The sequence below is a fragment of the Botryobacter ruber genome, assembly GCF_003347595.2.
GTDB lineage: Bacteria > Bacteroidota > Bacteroidia > Cytophagales > Hymenobacteraceae > Pontibacter > Pontibacter ruber_A.
The window spans coordinates 68,144-85,057 of the sequence record NZ_QCZK02000055.1 but is presented as its reverse complement, the minus strand read 5'-3'; the positions used below and the strand labels follow the sequence as shown (position 1 = coordinate 85,057).

The following is a 16,914-nucleotide window of genomic DNA, read 5'->3' as shown; positions in this document are numbered from 1 at the left end:
TTAAATATTTTTTACTTCTACTAAATGTTGAACCTTGTTAACCATACCAGCAATCTGAGGAGTCAGTTCTACAGTTACTGATTTGCTTATCTTGCCAAGTCCAAGAGCCTGAATAGTCAGCTTTTGGTTCTTAGGCTTGTCGATTGTGCTTTTAACCTGCGTTATTGTAACTTTTGCCATCTCCGTTAACCGTTAAATACTTTCTGTAAATTAACACCTCTTTGCTGTGCAACAGCAAGTGGATCACGCATTTTCGCAAGGGCATCAAAGGTTGCTTTCACCACATTGTGCGGGTTTGAAGAACCTTTTGACTTGCAAAGTACGTCTTTGATACCAGCACTTTCCAGCACAGCACGCATAGCTCCACCAGCAATAACGCCTGTACCAGCAGCTGCAGGTTTTACTAAAACAAAACCACCGGAGTATTTACCTTCCATCGCATGAGGAACAGTATGATGATAGAGAGGAACTTTAACCAGGTTCTTCTTCGCATCATCGATACCTTTCGCAATAGCGTCAGTAACTTCATTTGCTTTACCCAATCCGTAGCCAACAACACCATTTCCATCACCTACTACAACAATGGCTGCAAAGCTAAATCTTCTACCACCTTTTACAACTTTGGCAACGCGATTAATGGCAACTACTCTCTCTTTTAATTCGATTTCGCTAGCCTTCACACTACGTATATTATTCTTTAACATAACTATTTAGAATTTGAGTCCTGCTTCGCGAGCACCTTCTGCCAATGATTTAACTTTGCCGTGGAACAGATAACCCGATCTGTCGAAAACAACCTGGGTAATACCTTTTTCCAGTGCTTGCGCTGCAATAGCTTTACCAACTTTGCCAGAAGCTTCGATGTTGGATTTGCTTGCATCATCTAGTTTAGCTGAAGAGGCCGCCGCTAGTGTCACACCAGTAGTATCATCTATAATCTGCGCATAAATAAATTTATTGCTTCTGAACACAGATAATCTAGGCCTTTCAGGAGTACCAGAAATTTTATTTCTGATACCTTGTTTAATTCTGAGTCTTCTTTGTACTTTGTTAGCAGACATGATGATGATTATTTAGATGCTGTCTTACCAGCTTTTCTTCTTACTACTTCACCAACAAATCGTATACCCTTACCTTTGTAAGGTTCAACTTTGCGCAGTGAACGGATTTTTGCAGCAACTTGACCGATAAGCTGCTTATCATTAGATTCTAATGTAATTACAGGCGCTTTACCTTTTTCAGTTACAGCGGAAACTGAAACTTCTGCAGGCAAGGTCATGTAAATATTGTGAGAGTAACCTAAAGACAGCTCCAGAATTTTTCCTTGAACGGCTGCTTTATAACCAACACCAACAAGTTCTAATTTCTCCTGGTACCCCTGCGTTACACCAACCACCATATTGTTGATGAGAGCTCTGTATAGACCGTGCATCGCCTTATGACGTTTCTGCTCAGTCGGACGCTCCACCACAATCTGGTTATCTTCCTGCTTTACAATAATATCTTTATCTACCTGCGTAGAAAGAGAACCTTTTGGTCCGTTAATGGTAACCAGGTTATTTTTGTCAACAGTAACCTGTACATTATTAGTCAGAGTGATTGGCAATTTTCCTATACGTGACATCGTCTTTCCTCCTCTTAATAAACGTAACACAAAACTTCACCACCAACATTTTGCTCGCGGGCTTCTTTCTCAGTCATTACACCTTTAGATGTTGACAGGATGGAAATTCCCAGGCCGTTCAAAACTCTTGGCAAGTTATCATGACCAGCATACTTGCGGAGCCCTGGCTTACTGATCCGCTCTAGTTTCACAATAGCAGATTGCTTGGTAGAGGGATTATATTTCAGAGCGACCTTGATAGTACCTTGTACAGAAGAGTCATCAAATTTATAGCTTTGAATATAACCCTTTTCGTACAAAACTTTCGTTATCTCTTTTTTAATATTGCTAGATGGTATTTCAACTACTCTATGATTCGCCTTAATGGCGTTTCTGAGCCTCGTTAAATAATCTGCTATTGGATCTGAGTTCATTATGAATTCACTTAAATAATAAACGCTTTTTTGTAAGCGAGCCGCAAAGATACGAATATCTTTTTATTTTCTTAATTACTTAAGAAAATAATTACCAGCTCGATTTTGTTACACCTGGAATTTTACCAGCTGAAGCCAGCTCTCTGAAAGTAACACGAGAAATACCAAATTTTCTCATATAGCCACGTGGTCTTCCAGTTAACTTACAACGGTTATGTAACCGTACAGGAGATGCATTTTTAGGTAATTTATCTAACGCTTCATAATCTCCTTTGGCTTTCAGTTCAGCTCTTTTGGCAGCATATTTAGCTACCAATTTCTGTCTTTTGAGCTCTCTTGCTTTTACTGCTTCTTTCGCCATTTTTTTATTTCTTAATATTAGTGAAAGGCATACCAAATGCTTTTAGCAATTCATAACTTTCCTCATCTGTCTGAGCTGTAGTTACGAATGTAATATCCATTCCACTAATAGCCTTAATTTTATCAATACTGATTTCAGGGAAAATGATTTGCTCTTTAACACCAAGGGTATAGTTACCACGGCCGTCAAAACCTTTGTCACTAACACCTCTGAAGTCACGTACACGTGGCAGTGCAATAGTCAGCAAACGATCCAGAAACTCATACATTCTTTCACCTCTAAGCGTAACGCGGGCGCCGATTGGCATACCTTCACGAAGCTTGAAGTTCGAAACAGATTTCTTTGCTATTGTAGGAACAGCCTTCTGACCAGTGATAGTAGTTAACTCTTCTACACCAATATCAACAAGTTTTTTGTCTGCTACAGCAGCACCAATGCCTTTATTGATGGAGATTTTTGTCAGCTTAGGCACCTGCATAATGTTCTTATACTGGAACTTCTCTTTCAGAGCAGGTACAACCTCGGCTTGATATTTATCTTTTAATCTTGCAGTTGCCATGTTATATTACTTCTCCTGTCTTTTTAGAATATCGCTCTGATTTACCTTCGCTATTTTTTCTTCTGGCAGTTTTGGTCGATTCACCTGACTTTGGATCAACAAGCTGTACATTGCTTGCATGGATAGGTGCTTCAACACTTACAATACCGCCTTGTGGATTTTTGGCGCTAGGCTTGTTATGTTTTGTAACCAGGTTCAATCCCTCAATTACAACTCTCTGCTTTTGAGTATCAACAGAAACAATGCGGCCTGTTTTGCCGCGCTCATCACCGGCGATTACTTTTACAGTATCGCCGGTTTTTACATGAAGTTTACTTTTATTCATTTTGATTCTGAATTATAGATTAAAGAACTTCAGGCGCTAACGAAACAATCTTCATGAATTGTTTTTCACGAAGTTCACGTGCAACAGGTCCGAAAATACGGGTGCCACGTGGCTCATTGTTTGCATTCAACAACACAGCTGCATTATCATCAAAGCGGATATAAGACCCGTCCTTTCTTCTGATTTCCTTCTTAGTTCTTACAATAACTGCTTTAGAAACAGTTCCTTTTTTTACGTTACCTGAAGAAAGAGCTGATTTTACCGTTACAACTATTCTATCACCAATGGATGCATACTTTTTACCAGTACCACCAAGTACACGGATGCAAAGTACCTCCTTTGCACCGCTGTTATCAGCTACAGTTAATCTTGATTCCTGCTGTATCATCTTACTTCGCTCTTTCTATTATTTCAACTAAACGCCAGTTTTTATTTTTGCTAAGCGGACGAGTCTCCTGAATGCGAACGGTATCACCGATATTGCACTCATTCTTCTCATCGTGAGCCATAAATTTTGTGGACTTGCGTACGAATTTACCGTAGATCGGGTGTTTCATTTTGCTCTCCACAAGCACAGTGATAGATTTGTTCATCTTATTGCTAACAACTTTACCACTTCTTTCTTTTCTAAGATTTCTCTCTTCCATGATTCTTTGTTATTAAGAGTTAGCTTCTAATTCACGACGACGAATCTCTGTGTTCAATCTGGCAATTTCACGCTTAGTTTCCCGAATTCGCATTGGGTTTTCCAGCGGAGAAATGGCATGTGCAAAACGCAGATTTTGCATATTTGTGCTCTCAGCAGCAAGTTTATCTTTCAGCTCTTCTAAAGATAAAGCTCTTATCTCTGAATTTTTCATAACTATTTCTCAACGTAATCTCTACGTACTACAAATTTTGATTTTACCGGAAGCTTCTGCGCTGCAAGTCTCAACGACTCTTTTGCCACTTCCAAAGGAACACCATCAGATTCAAACATGATAGTACCTGGCTTCACTACGGCTACCCAATACTCCGGGGAACCTTTACCCTTACCCATACGAACCTCTGCAGGCTTCTTGGTAACTGGTTTGTCAGGGAATATGCGAATCCATACCTGGCCTTCACGTTTCATTGCTCTTGTCATCGCAATACGGGCAGCTTCAATCTGACGGCTCGTGATCCAAGTAGCTTCGAGTGATTTAATCGCAAATGAACCAAATGAGATAGTACTGCCCCTATGAGCAAGACCTCTCACGCGGCCTTTTTGCATTTTTCTATATTTAGTCCTTTTCGGCTGTAACATTTCTAAAACCTGTTAATGTATACAATCAATTATTGACGACGCTTGTTACGCTTGGCAGCACCGGCACCTTCACCTTTTTTGCTGCGTCTGTCGCCCCCGCGTCTTTCACCAGGTGCACCAGCACCACCGCTGCTCTTGCTTTCGATACCTGCATTCGGAGTCAGATCTTTCTTGCCGTAAACTTCGCCACGGAAGATCCACACTTTGATTCCAAGTTTACCGTATACCGTTTGTGCTTCTGAAAGCGCATAATCGATATCAGCACGCAGTGTGTGAAGAGGAGTTCTGCCTTCCTTGTAGTGTTCGGTTCTTGCCATCTCGGCACCACCTAAACGACCGGAAACCTGAACTTTGATACCTTCAGCACCAACTCGAAGCGCAGAAGCGATTGCCTGCTTCATCGCACGACGGAAAGAGATACGAGCCTGTAACTGCTGGGCAATTGATTCACCAACAAGCTTGGCATCTAACTCAGGACGCTTAATTTCAAAAATGTTAATCTGAACATCTTTGTTAGTAAGCTTCTTAAGCTCTTCTTTGATCTTATCTACTTCCTGTCCGCCTTTACCGATTACTACACCAGGACGAGCCGTGTTGATGGTAATGGTGATACGCTTAAGGGTACGCTCAATAATTATTTTAGAAATACCGCCTTTGGGGATACGTGCTAAAATATATTTTCTGATTTTCTCGTCTTCAACCAGCTTATCAGCGAAATCTTTACCGCCATACCAGTTTGAATCCCAACCTTTGATAACTCCGAGTCGAAAACCGATTGGATTTACTTTCTGTCCCATATTCTTACTTAGTGGCTTTTATAGATTTCTTAGATTGCTGCTCCAGTTGCTCGTCAGTCAGGCTGTCAATTACAACTGTCACATGGTTTGATCTTTTTCTGATGCGGTGACCACGACCTTGAGGAGCCGGACGAAGGCGCTTCAACATTTTACCTTCATCCACGAAGATTTCCTTTACAAAAAGGTTGGCGTCTTCGATGCGCTCATCTTCATTTTTTTGCTGCCAGTTCGATAAGGCTGAAAGAAGAAGCTTTTCTAACTTTTCAGCGCCAGAATTAGCTTCAAATTTAAGGAGTCCCAAAGCTTTTGTTACGCTTTTGCCGCGTACCAAGCCTGCTACTAACCTCATCTTACGAGGAGAAGTAGGTACGTTCTTTAATTTTGCTACTGCTTCCATCTTATCGCTTGCCTTTATCTTTTTTAGCCACGTGACCTCTGAAATTTCTGGTTGGAGCAAATTCACCTAATTTGTGGCCTACCATGTTTTCAGTTACATAAACAGGGATAAATTTATTCCCGTTGTGTACTGCGAAGGTATGTCCAACAAAATCAGGAGAAATCATTGATCTGCGCGACCAGGTTTTGATAACTGACTTCTTGCCAGAATCGTTCATTACTCCTATTTTCTTCTCGAGCCTATAGTCAATGTAAGGCCCTTTTTTTAATGATCTAGCCATTTATTTTTTTCCTCTATTAACTATTAGTTTCTCTGAATACTTCTTAGGCTTTCTGGTTTTTAATCCTTTTGAGTATAAACCTTTTCTAGAACGAGGCTGTCCTCCTGAAGACTTACCTTCACCACCACCCATAGGGTGATCTACCGGGTTCATTGCAACACCACGTACGCGTGGACGTTTTCCTAACCATCTGCTACGGCCGGCTTTACCAACCTTCACATTCATATGGTCACCGTTTGATACTGTACCTACCGTAGCGTAGCAATTAACCAGCACCATACGCAGCTCGCCGGAAGGAAGCTTGATGGTAGCGTAGCGGCCTTCTCTTGCCACCAGCTGGGCATATGCACCTGCACTTCTGGCTAGGGTTGCACCGTTGCCTGGCTGAAGCTCAATATTATGAATAATTGTACCTAGAGGAATTTCTGATAAAGGAAGGCAGTTTCCTACTTCAGGTGCAATGCCAGGTCCTGACACCACCACGGTACCTACCTGTAAGCCAGATGGAGCAATGATGTAGCTCTTCTCACCATCTGCATAATACAACAGCGCTATACGTGCTGTTCTGTTCGGATCGTATTCAATTGTTTTTACTGTTGCAGGAACTCCATGCTTCGTTCTCTTGAAGTCAACGAGCCTGTATTTCTGCTTATGACCGCCACCAATGTAGCGCATGGTCATTTTACCAGTATTGTTACGTCCACCAGATTTTTTTCTTGATGCCAACAAAGATTTCTCCGGCGTGTCTGTCGTTATCTCGTCAAACGCGGGAGCTACTCTAAATCTTTGACCTGGTGTTATTGGTCTTAGTTTCTTTAAAGCCATTTTCTAAATGATTAAATGCCGCTGTAAAAGTCTATCACGTCACCTTCTTTCACAGTAACGATTGCTTTTTTTATGGAAGCCGAACGGCCGGTTACAGCACCGGATTTGGTGTGCTTTGTTTTTAACTTGCCTAAGGTTCTGATGGTAGCTACCTTTTCAACTGTAACTCCATAAATTTTCTCAACTGCCTTTCTGATTTCTACTTTATTGGCAGTTTTTGCTACTTCAAAAGCATACTTTCCAACCTCATTCATGGCAGCGTATTTCTCTGTGACAAGCGGTCTTTTAAGAACGTTCATTATTTTTCGCTATAGAGGTTTTCTAAAACATTAACTGAATCTTCTATCAACAGAAGTTTTTCTGTGTTGAGCAGATCATACGTGTTCAGGTCGTTAACCGCAGACACTTTTACTTTTGGCAGGTTTCTGCTGGACAGCAACACGTTTTTATCAACTGAAGATCCTACCAGCAGTGTTTTACCTGTAGCCTGCAGATTTCCCAGAATTCCTTTGAATTCTTTTGTCTTTGGTGCTTCCAGTGTGAAATTCTCTACCAGTGCCACTTTGTTATCACGTGCTAATAAAGACAGTGCAGACAGACGAGCCAGCGACTTCAGCTTTTTATTTAATTTAAAGCTGTAGTTTCTTGGCTTAGGGCCGAACACTCTACCTCCACCAACAAATAAGGGAGCTTTTAAGCTACCAGCACGCGCGCCACCAGTACCTTTTTGCTTTTTGATCTTCTTAGTAGAACCTGCTACTTCGTTTCGCTCTTTCGCTTTGTGCGTTCCTTGTCTCTGGTTTGCCAGATACTGCTTCACGTCAAGATACATGGCATGCTCGTTTGGCTCCAGACCAAACACAGCATCCGAAAGGTTTACCTTTCTACCTGTATCTTCACCTTTGATATTTAATACAGAAAGCTCCATTTTATTTCTCAATTAACACGTAAGAATTTTTGGCACCTGGAACAGAGCCACTAACTACTAGCAGATTTTTATCTGCAATAACACGCAACACAGTTAAGTTTTGGATCTTCACTCTGTTACCACCCATTCTGCCAGCCATTCTCATTCCTTTGAATACGCGTGATGGCCAGGAGCAGGCGCCGATAGATCCGGGGTGTCTTGCCCTGTTGTGCTGACCGTGGGTCTGGCCGCCAACACCGGCGAAATTGTGGCGTTTTACAACACCCTGAAAACCTTTACCTTTAGATGTACCAACAACGTCAACAAATTCGCCAACTTCGAATAAGTTTACGTCTACCAGGTCACCTAAATTCAGGTTAACTTCATCCAGTCTGAATTCAGCAACTTTTTTCTTTGGAGCAGTTTTGGCTTTTTCGTAGTGACCGGCTTCCGCTTTGGTTACTCTCTTTAGCTTTTTATCGCCATAGCCAAGCTGTACAGCTGTGTAGCCATCAGTTTCCACTGTCTTCACCTGCGTAACTACACACGGACCAGCTTGAATAAGCGTTACTGGTGTGTATTTACCATCTGCAGTGAAGAGGCTTGTCATTCCGATTTTTTTACCGATAATTCCAGGCATTCAACTTGTTTTTTTTAGATGGAAATTATATTATTTCACCCTGCAGTTTTGCTAAGGGAGTGCAAATTTAATGATTTATTTTTTCTTAACACAAGTATTGTCTAAAATATTTATTTTCAACCTTGTAGTATAGCAGAATTAGAGCCTTTCGGATTCGAATTTATTCTGCAGCCTCTTTCACCACATCTTCTGCTCATCGATTTGACCATGTGGAGTGGCTCTGGTGGCAGGAGCAGAAACCTTTTCTATTCGTGTTCCGGGCGTTTTTCTGTCTTGGCCAATCTTTTCCCCCTGTACCATAAAAAAAGAGAACCATTGATTTGGTTCTCTTTTTTGTTTGTCGCTCAAGGTCTATCAAACTTTGATTTCAACGTCTACGCCGCTCGGAAGCTCAAGCTTCATCAGGGCATCAACTGTTTTAGAGCTGGTTGAATAGATGTCAACTAATCTTTTGTATGTGCAAAGCTGGAACTGCTCACGTGATTTTTTGTTTACGTGTGGCGAGCGCAGCACAGTGAATTTATCCTTTTCAGTTGGAAGTGGAATTGGTCCGCTTACGATTGCACCAGTAGCCTTTACAGCTTTCACGATCTTCTCAGAAGATTTGTCTACCAGGTTATGGTCGTAAGACTTTAATTTAATTCTTATTTTCTGATTCATTATTCTAAAACTATTTAGCTGCAGTTCCTTTTAATTTTGCAATGATACCGTCTGCCAGGTTTTGTGGCACTTGCTCATAATGTGAGAAAGTAAGGGAGGCAGTAGCTCTACCTGAAGTAATGGTACGGAGGTCTGTCACATAACCAAACAGTTCTGATAATGGAACATCCGCTTTTACTACAGTTGAAGTACCTTTTGTATCCATACCCTTCATGATACCTCTTCTTCTGTTCAAGTCACCTGTTACCGGACCCGTATATTCATCAGGAGTTACCACGTCAACAGCCATAATTGGCTCGAGCAGCTTCGGACCGCATTGTTTCCCTGCTTCTTTAAAGCCCTGACGTGCAGCTAATTCGAAAGAAAGTGAGTCAGAGTCAACATCATGGAAGGAACCGTGGAACAGTCTCACTTTCATCGAGTCGATCGGGAAGCCTGCAAGAATACCGTTTTTCATGGCTTCTTCGAAACCTTTCTGAACCGCCGGGATGAATTCTCTTGGAATCACACCACCCACGATAGCATTTTCGAACTCAAGTCCTTGTTTGCCATCTTCGCGTGGTCCTAAGTTGAATACGATATCAGCAAATTTACCACGACCACCAGACTGCTTCTTGAATACCTCTCTGTGTTCAACAGTTTTGGTAAGGGTTTCTTTGTAAGCAACCTGAGGAGCACCCTGGTTTAGTTCCACTTTGAATTCGCGCTTCATCCTGTCGATGATGATCTCCAGGTGAAGTTCGCCCATACCTCTCAGGATAGTCTGACCAGTTTCCTCGTCAGTATTTACCTGCAGGGTTGGATCTTCTTCTACGAGTTTGGCAATGGCCATACCCATTTTATCAGAGTCAGCCTGTGTTTTTGGCTCAATAGCGTAACCAATAACTGGCTCAGGGAACTCCATAGACTCCAGTACGATCTTCGCGCTTTGGTCGCAAAGGGTATCACCTGTCTTGATATCTTTAAAGCCTACTACCGCAGCAATATCACCAGCTGCCAGTCTTTCGATCTGGTTCTGCTTGTTAGCATGCATCTGGAATATCCTGGAAATACGTTCTTTGTTGCCTGAACGCGTATTGAAGATATAAGAACCTGACTCCAGCACACCTGAATAGGCACGCACAAAGCACAGACGACCTACGTAAGGGTCAGTAGCAATTTTGAAGGCAAGACCTGCAAATGGCTCGCTTTCGCTTGGCTTACGAGAAACCTCTTCACCGGTGTCAGGGTTAGTACCTGTGATTTTATCTCTATCGAGCGGAGAAGGGCAAAGTGCCATCACGTAATCCAGCATCGTTTGAACGCCTTTGTTCTTGAAAGAAGAACCACACAGCATTGGCACGATTGCCATATCGATAGTTGCAGCACGTAAAGCAGCCAGGATTTCGTCTTCAGAGATAGATTCCGGATCTTCGAAATACTTCTCCATCAACGTTTCATCATATTCTGCAACCGCTTCCAGCAGTTTCTCTCTATATTCAGCAGCTTCATCCACCATATCATCCGGAATCGGAACTTCAGTAAAGGTCATACCTTTATCCTCTTCGTTCCAGATAATACCACGGTTATTCACAAGATCAACCACTCCCTTAAAATCGTCTTCAGCACCGATAGGTAACTGAAGTGCTACGGCATTGCTACCCAGCATTTCTTTCACCTGCTTGCAAACAGCAAGGAAGTCGGCACCGGAGCGGTCCATTTTATTTACGAAGCCGATACGGGCAACTTTATAGTTGTCTGCCAGGCGCCAGTTAGTTTCAGATTGCGGCTCCACACCGTCTACTGCACTGAAGAGGAACACAAGACCATCCAATACGCGGAGCGATCTGTTTACCTCTACCGTAAAGTCAACGTGACCAGGGGTATCGATGATGTTGATGTGGTAGTTGTTGCCTCTGTATGGCCAGTTTACAGTTGTAGCGGCAGACGTAATGGTGATACCTCTTTCCTGCTCCTGTTCCATCCAGTCCATTGTGGCAGCGCCATCATGAACCTCACCAATTTTGTGGCTTACGCCTGCATAGTATAGAATACGCTCTGTTGTTGTTGTTTTACCAGCATCAATGTGCGCCGCTATACCTATGTTTCTTGTGTATTTTAAATCTCTTGCCATTACTAGAATCTGAAGTGTGAGAATGCTTTATTTGCTTCTGCCATTCTGTGCGTATCGTCTTTCTTTTTCACGGCAGCACCTTCACCCTTAGCGGCAGCAATAATTTCGCCGGCTAATTTGTCTTTCATTGTTTTCTCGCCTCTTTTGCGAGAATAGGAAATCATCCACTTGATTCCCAGAGATACTCTGCGGTCCGGACGAACCTCAGTCGGCACTTGGAATGTAGCTCCCCCTACCCTACGGCTTTTCACCTCTACGCTCGGCATGATGTTGTTCAATGCCTTCTTCCAGGTTTCAAGACCGTTTTCTTTTGTTCTTTGCTCTACTAATTCTACAGCATCGTAGAAGATTCCGTAAGCAACACTTTTCTTTCCGTCTTCCATCAGGTAGTTAACGAAACGTGTTACCAGGGTCTCTTTAAATTTTGGGTCGGGAAGGAGAATTCTACTTTTAGGCTTTGCTTTTCTCATTGTATTTTTAAATTACTTATTTTTTCTTTCCGCCTTTGCCTGCTGCAGCTGCTGGCTGACCTGGCTTAGGACGTTTTGCACCGTATTTAGAACGGCTTTGCAGACGGCCGTTTACTCCGGCAGTATCTAATGCACCACGTACGATGTGGTAACGTACACCTGGAAGGTCTTTTACCCTGCCACCTCTGATCAACACGATTGAGTGTTCCTGCAGGTTGTGTCCTTCACCAGGGATATAAGCGTTTACTTCTTTTCCGTTTGTAAGTCTTACCCTGGCTACTTTACGCATAGCTGAGTTCGGCTTTTTAGGAGTAGTAGTATACACTCTAGTACATACGCCACGACGCTGTGGGCATGAATCTAAGGCAGGAGATTTTGATTTTGAAGTTAACTTCTCTCTTCCTTTTCTTACTAATTGCTGTATAGTAGGCATTTACAATCTATTAATTATTCGATTTTTTTACTCAAAATTTCGGTCTGCAAAGGTAGAGAATTTTCTTTGCTTTTTCAAAATTAATAATTCATTAATTCTTAGCACGTTAAGCTTCGCCTATCGTTCCTCCGAAATTCATGGGGAATGAAGGGACTTCCTGTGCCGATTTTATCTCTCCAAAGCTTTGTTCATACTTTTGGATGTTATCGGCCAGAGCAGCCAATAATCTTTTAGCGTGCTCTGGCGTGATAACAACTCTAGCTTTTACTTTTGCTTTTGGCAGACCTGGCATCAGCCTTATAAAATCAATTACAAATTCACTGCTCGAATGGGCGATCATGGCCAGATTAGCATACTGTCCTTCTGCTATCTCTTCCGTCAGTTCGATGTTTATTTGATTTTGCTGTTCTTCTGCCATTTCTTATTATTTATTCTGATACTCCTGCTGTTTTGAACGAGCGAAAGCTTTTTTCGACTCTACCAATGATTCGTATTCTTCTGCACTTCCCACGATCAGGTTCTGGTATTCTCTCAGACCTGTACCGGCTGGAATCAGATGTCCTACAATCACGTTCTCTTTCAGACCCAGTAACTCATCCGCCTTACCTTTAATGGCGGCCTCGCTCAGTACTTTTGTTGTTTCCTGGAACGATGCTGCAGAAATAAAGCTTTGTGTACCTAACGATGCTTGTGTAATACCTTGCAGTGTCGGTCTTGATACAGCAGGTGAGGCATCACGTACTGTTACCAGTTTCATATCTCTACGCTTCAGGCTCGAGTTTTCGTCACGAAGCTTTCTGGCTGTTACAATCTGTCCTGGTTTAAAGCTTGCAGAGTCTCCGGCGTCTTCTACCACTTTCATATCAATGATGCGGTCATTTTCTTCCATGAAGTTCACCTTATCCACTACCTGGTGCTCCAGGAAGCTTGTATCTCCCGGATCGATCACAACTACTTTCTGCATCATCTGGCGTACTACTACCTCGATGTGCTTGTCGTTGATCTTCACACCCTGCAGACGGTATACTTCCTGAATTTCATTTACCAGGTATTCCTGCACGGCGCCCGGCCCCTGAATGTTCAGGATATCGATTGGTGTGATCGCTCCGTCAGAAAGCGGCATACCGGCACGGATGAAGTCATTATCCTGCACCAGAATGTGTTTTGACAATGGCACCATGTATTTTTTCTTCACACCGTCTTTCGACTCGATGTAAATCTCACGGTTACCACGTTTCACACTTCCGTAGGTAACTACACCATCAATTTCACTTACTACCGCTGGGTTTGAAGGATTTCGTGCCTCGAACAATTCTGTTACCCTTGGCAGACCACCCGTAATATCGCGTGTTTTACCAATAGCACGTGGAATTTTAACCAGGATCTGACCTGCTTTTATCTTCTCTCCGTCCTCTACTGTTAAGTGAGCACCCACCGGTATATTGTACGCTTTTGACTCTCCGTTTTTCGGATTTACAATAATAGCCGGGTTCTGCGTTTTATCTTTTGTATCAACAATTACTTTTTCACGGTAACCTGTCTGCTCATCAGATTCTTCACGGTACGTAACACCTTCGATGATGGACTCATAAGAAATCTCACCATCAAATTCTGACAGGATAACCGCGTTATATGGATCCCAACTACAGATCTGAGCTCCTTTTTCTACGGTATCTCCATCGTTTACTACAAGGAAAGAACCATATGGCACGTGGTTGCTGATCAGCAGTTTTCCGGATGCCGGATCAACAATTTTCACTTCACCGGAGCGTCCCATCACCACTTTCACTGGCTCACCTTCGTTGTTGATGGTATCGATCGTTCTAACGTCTTCGTATTCTATTCTACCACCAAACTTGGCGAAGATAGTTGCTTCAACGGCGATGTTCGAAGCAGTACCACCCACGTGGAAGGTACGAAGTGTCAGCTGTGTACCAGGCTCACCGATGGATTGTGCTGCAATTACACCAACCGCTTCACCTTTCTGCACCATAAATCCGGTAGCCAGGTTACGGCCGTAGCATTTAGCACAAATTCCCCGCTTCGATTCGCAGGTCAGTACCGATCTGATTTCTACTGATTCTATTGCCGTGTTTTCGATAGCTCGTGCAATTTCTTCCGTAATTTCAGAACCTGACTCTACGATCAGATCATTGGTGATCGGGTCATACACATCGTGTACTGTTACCCGTCCCAGAATTCTTTCAGACAGAGACTCTACGATATCTTCGTTGTCTTTCAGAGCACTTACATCCAGTCCACGCAGGGTACCGCAGTCTTCTTCGTTTACAATTACGTCCTGCGACACATCCACCAGACGACGGGTCAGGTAACCCGCATCCGCCGTTTTAAGGGCAGTATCGGCCAGACCTTTACGCGCACCGTGTGTGGAGATAAAGTACTCGATTACATCCAGCCCTTCCTTAAAGTTGGAAAGGATCGGGTTTTCAATAATTTCACCAACCGAACCCTGAAGCGATTTCTGAGGTTTCGCCATCAGGCCTCTCATACCACCCAGCTGACGGATCTGCTCTCTCGAACCACGTGCACCGGAGTGCATCATCATGAAAATTGAGTTAAAGCCTTGATCATCGTTCTCCAGGCGGCGCATCAGCGTTTCCGTTATCTGGTTGTTGATACGGGTCCAGATGTCGATCACCTGGTTATATCGTTCGTTATCCGTAATCAGACCCATAGAGTAGTTCTGCCAAACAGCTTCTACATCTTTCTTGGCCTGTGCTACCAGTATGTCTTTTTCTGCCGGTATGTTGATATCACCCAGCCCCATTGACAGACCACCTTTATAAGCTGACTGGAAGCCGAGTGTCTTAATATCATCCAGGAAGTGAGCCGTACGAGCCATACCTGTTTCTTTGAACACTCTGGAAATGATCTGCTGCAGTTTTTTCTTCGTTAGCAGTTCATCGATGTAGCCTACTTCTTCCGGAACAAACTGGTTGAAGATAACACGTCCGGCAACTGTTTCTATCAGTTTCAGCTCTAACTGGCCGTTATCATTCTTCACGTTTGTTCTTACCTTAATGTAAGCGTGCTTCGACAACCGGCCTTCGTTGATAGCAATGATTACTTCTTCAGGAGAATAAAAGCTCATGCCTTCTCCTTTGATCTTCTCATTTTCGGTGCTGCGCTTTCCTTTCGATACATAGTACAGACCTAGTACCATGTCCTGCGAAGGTACTGCAATAGGCGCACCGTTGGCAGGGTTCAGGATGTTGTGCGAAGCCAGCATCAGCATAGAGGCTTCCAGTACGGCAGCAGGTCCCAGTGGAACGTGCACCGCCATCTGGTCACCGTCAAAGTCGGCGTTGAAGGCCGTACACACCAGTGGGTGCAACTGAATCGCTTTTCCTTCGATCAGTTTCGGCTGGAACGCCTGTATACCAAGTCTGTGGAGCGTAGGAGCACGGTTCAGGAGTACCGGGTGGCCTTTCAGCACATTCTCCAGGATATCCCACACCACAGGGTCCTTACGGTCTACTATTTTCTTGGCAGACTTTACTGTCTTTACAATACCTCTTTCGATCAGTTTGCGGATGATGAACGGCTTGAAAAGCTCGGCAGCCATGTTCTTTGGCAGACCGCACTCATGCAGCTTCAGTTCAGGACCAACCACAATTACCGAACGACCGGAGTAGTCAACACGCTTACCAAGTAAGTTCTGACGGAAACGTCCTTGCTTACCTTTCAGCATGTCAGATAGTGACTTCAGCGCACGGTTACCCTCTGCACGAACAGCGTTCACTTTACGTGAGTTGTCGAACAGCGAGTCAACCGCTTCCTGCAGCATCCGCTTCTCATTTCGAAGGATAACCTCTGGGGCTTTGATCTCGATCAGGCGCTTCAGACGGTTGTTACGGATAATCACGCGTCGGTAAAGGTCGTTCAAGTCAGACGTAGCGAAACGGCCACCATCCAACGGAACAAGTGGACGAAGCTCTGGCGGAATTACAGGCACCATGCGGATGATCATCCACTCCGGCTTGTTTTCTATCCTGGTAGTAGCATCACGGAATGCTTCCACCACACGCAGACGCTTTAACGCTTCCGCCTTACGCTGCTGGGAGGTTTCATGTGCCGCAGCATGGCGCAGTTCATACGACAGGTCATCCAGATTCGTGCGCTCTAACAGCATCTGTAATGCTTCGGCACCCATCTTCGCGATAAACTTGTTTGGATCATTATTGTCCAGCATCTGGTTTTCGCGCGGAAGCTTGTCAATCATATCCAGGTACTCGTCCTCTGTCAGGAAGTCCAGCGTGTTCACGCCATCTTCTGCCAGCATACCCGGTTGGATAACTACATATCTTTCATAGTAGATAATCTGGTCGAGCTTCTTGGTTGGCAAGCCTAACAGATATCCTATTTTATTGGGAAGCGATTTAAAGTACCAGATATGTGCCACCGGAACTACCAGTTCAATGTGGCCCATGCGCTCTCGACGCACTTTTTTCTCGGTCACCTCTACGCCGCAACGGTCGCAGATAATGCCTTTGTATCTGATTCTTTTATATTTCCCGCAGTGGCATTCCCAGTCCTTTACAGGTCCGAATATTCTTTCGCAGAATAAACCACCCATTTCAGGCTTATAGGTTCTATAATTTATGGTCTCAGGTTTTGTTACCTCTCCGTTGGAACGTTCCAGAATAGACTCTGGAGAAGCCAAGCTTATCGTTACTTTCGAGAAGTCCTGAGTTAGTTTTTTATTTTTTGCAAATGCCATATTATTATAATAATGTCAATACAATGAATATGCCTTACAGCCTAACATTTTATGGAAGTAGCGAAAGCGCAACCATTCACGGCT

Annotated in this window: 26 protein-coding genes; all 26 read right to left on the bottom strand. The window is 43.5% G+C overall.

Going from position 1 to position 16,914, the window contains the following annotated elements; genetic code table 11:
- Positions 1 to 180: a 50S ribosomal protein L30 gene (rpmD, locus tag DCW36_RS18540; RefSeq protein WP_114778260.1), complete on the bottom strand. Its 180-nt coding sequence runs from the start codon at positions 178 to 180 to the stop codon at positions 1 to 3.
- A 5-nt stretch (positions 181 to 185) separates the two neighbouring features.
- Positions 186 to 704, bottom strand: coding sequence for a 30S ribosomal protein S5 (gene rpsE, locus DCW36_RS18535; RefSeq protein WP_114778259.1), 519 nt, complete (start codon positions 702 to 704; stop codon positions 186 to 188).
- A 6-nt stretch (positions 705 to 710) separates the two neighbouring features.
- On the bottom strand, positions 711 to 1,061 hold the full coding sequence (rplR, locus tag DCW36_RS18530; RefSeq protein WP_114778258.1) for a 50S ribosomal protein L18: 351 nt from the start codon (positions 1,059 to 1,061) through the stop codon (positions 711 to 713).
- An 8-nt stretch (positions 1,062 to 1,069) separates the two neighbouring features.
- Complete coding sequence (rplF, locus tag DCW36_RS18525; protein ID WP_114778257.1) at positions 1,070 to 1,624, bottom strand: 50S ribosomal protein L6; 555 nt, start codon at positions 1,622 to 1,624, stop codon at positions 1,070 to 1,072.
- Positions 1,625 to 1,638: 14 nt separating this feature from the next.
- Positions 1,639 to 2,037, bottom strand: a complete 399-nt coding sequence (rpsH, locus tag DCW36_RS18520; protein ID WP_114778256.1) for a 30S ribosomal protein S8 — start codon at positions 2,035 to 2,037, stop codon at positions 1,639 to 1,641.
- A gap of 91 nt (positions 2,038 to 2,128) precedes the next feature.
- Positions 2,129 to 2,398, bottom strand: a complete 270-nt coding sequence (gene rpsN / locus DCW36_RS18515; protein ID WP_114778255.1) for a 30S ribosomal protein S14 — start codon at positions 2,396 to 2,398, stop codon at positions 2,129 to 2,131.
- A gap of 4 nt (positions 2,399 to 2,402) precedes the next feature.
- Complete coding sequence (gene rplE, locus DCW36_RS18510; protein ID WP_114778254.1) at positions 2,403 to 2,957, bottom strand: 50S ribosomal protein L5; 555 nt, start codon at positions 2,955 to 2,957, stop codon at positions 2,403 to 2,405.
- A gap of 1 nt (position 2,958) precedes the next feature.
- Positions 2,959 to 3,282, bottom strand: coding sequence for a 50S ribosomal protein L24 (gene rplX / locus DCW36_RS18505; protein ID WP_114778253.1), 324 nt, complete (start codon positions 3,280 to 3,282; stop codon positions 2,959 to 2,961).
- 19 nt (positions 3,283 to 3,301) lie between these two features.
- Complete coding sequence (rplN, locus tag DCW36_RS18500) at positions 3,302 to 3,670, bottom strand: 50S ribosomal protein L14 (RefSeq protein WP_018476849.1); 369 nt, start codon at positions 3,668 to 3,670, stop codon at positions 3,302 to 3,304.
- Position 3,671: 1 nt separating this feature from the next.
- On the bottom strand, positions 3,672 to 3,929 hold the full coding sequence (gene rpsQ / locus DCW36_RS18495) for a 30S ribosomal protein S17 (protein ID WP_114778252.1): 258 nt from the start codon (positions 3,927 to 3,929) through the stop codon (positions 3,672 to 3,674).
- A 12-nt stretch (positions 3,930 to 3,941) separates the two neighbouring features.
- On the bottom strand, positions 3,942 to 4,142 hold the full coding sequence (rpmC, locus tag DCW36_RS18490) for a 50S ribosomal protein L29 (RefSeq protein ID WP_114778251.1): 201 nt from the start codon (positions 4,140 to 4,142) through the stop codon (positions 3,942 to 3,944).
- A gap of 2 nt (positions 4,143 to 4,144) precedes the next feature.
- Positions 4,145 to 4,567, bottom strand: a complete 423-nt coding sequence (rplP, locus tag DCW36_RS18485) for a 50S ribosomal protein L16 (RefSeq protein WP_114778250.1) — start codon at positions 4,565 to 4,567, stop codon at positions 4,145 to 4,147.
- A 29-nt stretch (positions 4,568 to 4,596) separates the two neighbouring features.
- Positions 4,597 to 5,364: a 30S ribosomal protein S3 gene (rpsC, locus tag DCW36_RS18480; protein WP_114778249.1), complete on the bottom strand. Its 768-nt coding sequence runs from the start codon at positions 5,362 to 5,364 to the stop codon at positions 4,597 to 4,599.
- Positions 5,365 to 5,368: 4 nt separating this feature from the next.
- Positions 5,369 to 5,761: a 50S ribosomal protein L22 gene (gene rplV / locus DCW36_RS18475; protein WP_114778248.1), complete on the bottom strand. Its 393-nt coding sequence runs from the start codon at positions 5,759 to 5,761 to the stop codon at positions 5,369 to 5,371.
- Between the two features lies 1 nt (position 5,762).
- Complete coding sequence (rpsS, locus tag DCW36_RS18470) at positions 5,763 to 6,041, bottom strand: 30S ribosomal protein S19 (RefSeq protein ID WP_114778247.1); 279 nt, start codon at positions 6,039 to 6,041, stop codon at positions 5,763 to 5,765.
- Positions 6,042 to 6,866 carry a 50S ribosomal protein L2 gene (rplB, locus tag DCW36_RS18465; protein WP_114778246.1) on the bottom strand — a complete coding sequence of 275 codons (825 nt, stop codon included), beginning with the start codon at positions 6,864 to 6,866 and terminating at the stop codon, positions 6,042 to 6,044.
- Positions 6,867 to 6,877: 11 nt separating this feature from the next.
- A complete protein-coding gene (gene rplW / locus DCW36_RS18460) occupies positions 6,878 to 7,165 on the bottom strand; it encodes a 50S ribosomal protein L23 (RefSeq protein WP_114778245.1) in 288 nt (95 codons plus the stop codon).
- Complete coding sequence (rplD, locus tag DCW36_RS18455) at positions 7,165 to 7,794, bottom strand: 50S ribosomal protein L4 (RefSeq protein ID WP_114778244.1); 630 nt, start codon at positions 7,792 to 7,794, stop codon at positions 7,165 to 7,167. Before rplD ends, rplW begins: the two co-directional genes overlap by 1 nt.
- A gap of 1 nt (position 7,795) precedes the next feature.
- Positions 7,796 to 8,413, bottom strand: coding sequence for a 50S ribosomal protein L3 (gene rplC / locus DCW36_RS18450; protein WP_114778243.1), 618 nt, complete (start codon positions 8,411 to 8,413; stop codon positions 7,796 to 7,798).
- Between the two features lie 177 nt (positions 8,414 to 8,590).
- Positions 8,591 to 8,761: a hypothetical protein gene (locus tag DCW36_RS22650; RefSeq protein WP_164891178.1), complete on the bottom strand. Its 171-nt coding sequence runs from the start codon at positions 8,759 to 8,761 to the stop codon at positions 8,591 to 8,593.
- 6 nt (positions 8,762 to 8,767) lie between these two features.
- The gene (gene rpsJ, locus DCW36_RS18445) at positions 8,768 to 9,073 is read right to left on the bottom strand and encodes a 30S ribosomal protein S10 (protein WP_007654312.1); all 306 of its coding nucleotides are present in this window, start codon (positions 9,071 to 9,073) and stop codon (positions 8,768 to 8,770) included.
- Positions 9,074 to 9,083: 10 nt separating this feature from the next.
- Positions 9,084 to 11,186 (bottom strand): elongation factor G, encoded by a 2,103-nt coding sequence (gene fusA / locus DCW36_RS18440; protein WP_114778242.1) that lies wholly within the window; start codon positions 11,184 to 11,186, stop codon positions 9,084 to 9,086.
- 2 nt (positions 11,187 to 11,188) lie between these two features.
- Positions 11,189 to 11,656: a 30S ribosomal protein S7 gene (gene rpsG, locus DCW36_RS18435; protein WP_114778241.1), complete on the bottom strand. Its 468-nt coding sequence runs from the start codon at positions 11,654 to 11,656 to the stop codon at positions 11,189 to 11,191.
- A 16-nt stretch (positions 11,657 to 11,672) separates the two neighbouring features.
- A complete protein-coding gene (gene rpsL, locus DCW36_RS18430; RefSeq protein WP_007654317.1) occupies positions 11,673 to 12,089 on the bottom strand; it encodes a 30S ribosomal protein S12 in 417 nt (138 codons plus the stop codon).
- A 106-nt stretch (positions 12,090 to 12,195) separates the two neighbouring features.
- Positions 12,196 to 12,507: a DUF3467 domain-containing protein gene (locus DCW36_RS18425; RefSeq protein ID WP_114778240.1), complete on the bottom strand. Its 312-nt coding sequence runs from the start codon at positions 12,505 to 12,507 to the stop codon at positions 12,196 to 12,198.
- A gap of 6 nt (positions 12,508 to 12,513) precedes the next feature.
- Complete coding sequence (gene rpoC / locus DCW36_RS18420; RefSeq protein ID WP_114778239.1) at positions 12,514 to 16,830, bottom strand: DNA-directed RNA polymerase subunit beta'; 4,317 nt, start codon at positions 16,828 to 16,830, stop codon at positions 12,514 to 12,516.
- Positions 16,831 to 16,914 lie beyond the last annotated feature (84 nt).

Coding starts and splice junctions, on each gene's coding strand:
- rplB (WP_114778246.1), bottom strand. CDS start 6,866: ATGGCTTTAAAGAAACTAAGACCAATAACACCAGGTCAAAGATTTAGA.
- rplX (WP_114778253.1), bottom strand. CDS start 3,282: ATGAATAAAAGTAAACTTCATGTAAAAACCGGCGATACTGTAAAAGTA.
- rpsC (WP_114778249.1), bottom strand. CDS start 5,364: ATGGGACAGAAAGTAAATCCAATCGGTTTTCGACTCGGAGTTATCAAA.
- rplE (WP_114778254.1), bottom strand. CDS start 2,957: ATGGCAACTGCAAGATTAAAAGATAAATATCAAGCCGAGGTTGTACCT.
- rplW (WP_114778245.1), bottom strand. CDS start 7,165: ATGAACGTTCTTAAAAGACCGCTTGTCACAGAGAAATACGCTGCCATG.
- fusA (WP_114778242.1), bottom strand. CDS start 11,186: ATGGCAAGAGATTTAAAATACACAAGAAACATAGGTATAGCGGCGCAC.
- rpsL (WP_007654317.1), bottom strand. CDS start 12,089: ATGCCTACTATACAGCAATTAGTAAGAAAAGGAAGAGAGAAGTTAACT.
- rplV (WP_114778248.1), bottom strand. CDS start 5,761: ATGGAAGCAGTAGCAAAATTAAAGAACGTACCTACTTCTCCTCGTAAG.
- rplC (WP_114778243.1), bottom strand. CDS start 8,413: ATGCCTGGAATTATCGGTAAAAAAATCGGAATGACAAGCCTCTTCACT.
- rplD (WP_114778244.1), bottom strand. CDS start 7,794: ATGGAGCTTTCTGTATTAAATATCAAAGGTGAAGATACAGGTAGAAAG.
- rplP (WP_114778250.1), bottom strand. CDS start 4,567: ATGTTACAGCCGAAAAGGACTAAATATAGAAAAATGCAAAAAGGCCGC.
- rpmD (WP_114778260.1), bottom strand. CDS start 180: ATGGCAAAAGTTACAATAACGCAGGTTAAAAGCACAATCGACAAGCCT.
- rpoC (WP_114778239.1), bottom strand. CDS start 16,830: ATGGCATTTGCAAAAAATAAAAAACTAACTCAGGACTTCTCGAAAGTA.
- rplN (WP_018476849.1), bottom strand. CDS start 3,670: ATGATACAGCAGGAATCAAGATTAACTGTAGCTGATAACAGCGGTGCA.
- rplR (WP_114778258.1), bottom strand. CDS start 1,061: ATGTCTGCTAACAAAGTACAAAGAAGACTCAGAATTAAACAAGGTATC.
- rpmC (WP_114778251.1), bottom strand. CDS start 4,142: ATGAAAAATTCAGAGATAAGAGCTTTATCTTTAGAAGAGCTGAAAGAT.
- rpsH (WP_114778256.1), bottom strand. CDS start 2,037: ATGAACTCAGATCCAATAGCAGATTATTTAACGAGGCTCAGAAACGCC.
- rpsE (WP_114778259.1), bottom strand. CDS start 704: ATGTTAAAGAATAATATACGTAGTGTGAAGGCTAGCGAAATCGAATTA.
- rpsN (WP_114778255.1), bottom strand. CDS start 2,398: ATGGCGAAAGAAGCAGTAAAAGCAAGAGAGCTCAAAAGACAGAAATTG.
- rpsG (WP_114778241.1), bottom strand. CDS start 11,656: ATGAGAAAAGCAAAGCCTAAAAGTAGAATTCTCCTTCCCGACCCAAAA.
- DCW36_RS18425 (WP_114778240.1), bottom strand. CDS start 12,507: ATGGCAGAAGAACAGCAAAATCAAATAAACATCGAACTGACGGAAGAG.
- rpsJ (WP_007654312.1), bottom strand. CDS start 9,073: ATGAATCAGAAAATAAGAATTAAATTAAAGTCTTACGACCATAACCTG.
- rpsS (WP_114778247.1), bottom strand. CDS start 6,041: ATGGCTAGATCATTAAAAAAAGGGCCTTACATTGACTATAGGCTCGAG.
- rplF (WP_114778257.1), bottom strand. CDS start 1,624: ATGTCACGTATAGGAAAATTGCCAATCACTCTGACTAATAATGTACAG.
- rpsQ (WP_114778252.1), bottom strand. CDS start 3,929: ATGGAAGAGAGAAATCTTAGAAAAGAAAGAAGTGGTAAAGTTGTTAGC.